The 2611-nt window shown below is 59.0% G+C and carries 3 protein-coding genes and 1 pseudogene; 2 read left to right on the top strand and 2 right to left on the bottom strand.

The window, feature by feature from the left end; all coding sequences use genetic code 11:
* Positions 1 to 290: 290 nt before the first annotated feature.
* Entirely contained in the window at positions 291 to 1007 is a 717-nt protein-coding gene (locus BQ17_RS15845; RefSeq protein ID WP_089728690.1) for a toll/interleukin-1 receptor domain-containing protein, read from the top strand.
* On the top strand, positions 997 to 1341 hold the full coding sequence (locus BQ17_RS15850) for a type II toxin-antitoxin system PemK/MazF family toxin (protein ID WP_089728692.1): 345 nt from the start codon (positions 997 to 999) through the stop codon (positions 1339 to 1341). Before BQ17_RS15845 ends, BQ17_RS15850 begins: the two co-directional genes overlap by 11 nt.
* 59 nt (positions 1342 to 1400) lie before the next feature.
* Here BQ17_RS15850 and aat read toward each other — a convergent pair whose 3' ends face one another.
* Entirely contained in the window at positions 1401 to 2150 is a 750-nt protein-coding gene (aat, locus tag BQ17_RS15855) for a leucyl/phenylalanyl-tRNA--protein transferase (protein ID WP_089728694.1), read from the bottom strand.
* Positions 2151 to 2374: 224 nt separating this feature from the next.
* Positions 2375 to 2611 (bottom strand): annotated as a pseudogene (locus tag BQ17_RS15860) (hypothetical protein); the annotation flags it as partial.

Genomic DNA, 2611 nt, shown 5'->3' on the forward strand with positions numbered 1-2611 from the left:
GTCGGTCAGGATGCGGAAGAGAAAACGACGAAGCGCGCGAATCAGCGCGAACAAGATCCCTCCCTTCGGTTCGGGATAACAATTTCGCGGGGATTCGCGTGATTCATCGTTTTTCCTCTTTTTCGCTGACCGGTAACGCTTAACTTAATGGCATTGCATTGCAGCCAGGTAAACTGGGCGACTGGAAGCCGGAAGTTTATCCGGGCTTGCCCGGTTGCTCGTGGCCCAGGCAAAGACCGCGGCACTGTCGGCGATGTATATTACCCCGCCGGAACCAAGAGGGGAGCAACATGCCAGATCGAATCTTCATCAGCTACAGCCGTACGGATCAGGAATACTCCGATGCCTTCTATAAGCACCTACGCGTGGCCTTGGGGAGCGATGAGCGCCTGGAGATCTGGGCAGATACCGAAATTGAGGCGAGCGCTGACTGGGACCGGGAGATAGAAACCACCTTAGAGCAGATCCGCGTTGCAGTTCTGTTGGTCTCGACCGATTTCCTGGACTCGGAGTGTATCCGAGAGCGGGAGCTTCCACTCTTGCTGCGCCGCCGGTTGCAGGAAAAACTGATTCTTACCCCCCTCTTCGTCAGGCCCAGTGTCGTTGACGAATGGGAGTTCCCGGTCCAGATCCCCGGTCAGGACAGTCCTCAGCAGATACGGATCACCCAATTCCAAGGACTCAACACCCCTGGTAATCCGCTCAGTCGGCTGCCCGAATCTGATCGAGAACTCGTCCTTCTCCACGCCGCCCGGACCGTGCGTGATTTGGCATTGCGTCCGTACCAGCCGGGCGACCGTGACCGGCAGCCTTTCCAGCCGCTGATCGATACCGACATCACTCCCCTGGAGAAGGCTGATGTGATGATCTCCAATGCGACCTCCAGTGGCCGGCCGATCGTTGGGCTTGGCTGGTCGAACGAAGAAGCATTGGAAACCCGGATGCGCCTGCGGACTTTTGAGGATGATTGGGATGCGCCAGGGATGGAGGTATACGATGAATTGTAGGCGCGGCGATGTCATTCTTGTTCGTTTCCCAAACTCAGATTTGAAGACGTACAAGAAACGGCCAGCCCTGGTTGTGCAAGCGGATGGGTTAAACACTGCCTTGAGGCAACGGATTGTCACCTTGATCACATCCAATCTCGCAAGGACGGGTCAGACCAGAGTCTTGGTGCAAAAGGATAGCGATCTTGGAAAATGTATGGGGCTCCGTATGGATTCTGTCGTGGTAACGGACAATCTGGTGACGGTGCTGGAACGGGAGATGGATAAGGTGATTGGAAAATGCGGGGAAATGGGCCTGGTAGAGAATGCGTTGCGAACGACTTTGGCCTTATGAGCACATGCCGTCGGGATGCTCAAAATGTGCCCACCACCGCCGTGCTCGACGCTCCTAAATCACGATCCGGCCACGCCGCTTATGGGCTTATCGCCGGGGGCGAGCGGTAGACTGATTTGCCCGTCATCCCAGCTCCCAGGCCGGTCGGGGCGGGAACACCAGCGCTCGAGCAAACGGACGAAGTCGGCCCGGGGTATCTGCTCCGCACCCATGCGGATGAGGTGGGCGGTCAATGCTTGGCAATCGATGAGGCGGAAACCCCGCTCCGCGAGTCTCCCGCACAGATGGACGAGGGCCACCTTGGAGGCGTCGCTGATGCGGGTGAACATGGATTCGCCGAAGAACACCCGGCCAAGGGCCACCCCGTAGAGTCCTCCGGCCAGCGCGCCGTCCTGCCAGATCTCGACGGAGTGGGCGAACCCCCGGCGATGAAGCCTCCGATAAGCAGCGATCATCTCGGGTACCAACCAGGTACCGCCGCTCCCGGCGCGGGGTTGGGCACAGGCGGTGATGACGGCATCGAAATCCCGGTCCATGGTGGCGCCGAAGCGACCCTTGCGTAGGGTCTTGCGCAGGGTTCTGGAAATTCGGAGCCGCTCCGGGAAGAGAGTGGTCCTAGGGTCGGGGGACCACCAGAGGATGGGATCGCCGGCACCGAACCAGGGAAAGATACCGCGCCGATAGGCGTTAACCAGTCGCGTCACGCTCAGATCTCCGCCTACCGCGAGGAGACCGTCCGGCTCCCGCTCCGCCGTTTCCGCGTCCGGAAAGGGTGCCTGGGGGTTCTTGGGATCGAGGAGGTAAAGCATTGCAAGCGGCAGCACGTGCCGGGACGAACAGGATCCTCACGGAAAAGTTATCCGCAAATCAACGCAAATGAGCACAATGAGATGAAGGACCGTCGATCATGATGAGCCGATTCCGACCGATTTGCGTTCATTTGCGGAAAAAATTTCCAATGGAAGAACTCAACCGATGTTATTCGGCTGGCTCCCCAGGCTCCAGCGTGGGGAGCCAGCCGAAAATCAATGGGTTAGTTTTTAGACAGCCTCTCAGCCATCCGTTGCTGATGGGTCTCGACTAAGTTGGCGTGCTCACTGCGGTAAATGCTACGCGGGGGACCGGAGTCGGGTCGGCACACCGCCTTCAGTGGGCAGTCCCGACACTGACTGGCCGGGCGGCTGTAGCGGGTACGCCGGATGCCGTTCTTGTGATGCGGTTGGCCGCGCGGGGGCAGCAACTCACCGGCGGGGCAGATGTAAACATCATT

The sequence above is a fragment of the Candidatus Thiosymbion oneisti genome, from assembly GCF_900092655.1.
GTDB lineage: Bacteria > Pseudomonadota > Gammaproteobacteria > Chromatiales > Chromatiaceae > Thiosymbion > Thiosymbion oneisti.

Excerpts from the sequence above, each read along its gene's own strand:
- BQ17_RS15845 (WP_089728690.1), top strand. The coding sequence starts at position 291 with ATGCCAGATCGAATCTTCATCAGCTACAGCCGTACGGATCAGGAATAC.
- BQ17_RS15850 (WP_089728692.1), top strand. The coding sequence starts at position 997 with ATGAATTGTAGGCGCGGCGATGTCATTCTTGTTCGTTTCCCAAACTCA.
- aat (WP_089728694.1), bottom strand. The coding sequence starts at position 2,150 with ATGCTTTACCTCCTCGATCCCAAGAACCCCCAGGCACCCTTTCCGGAC.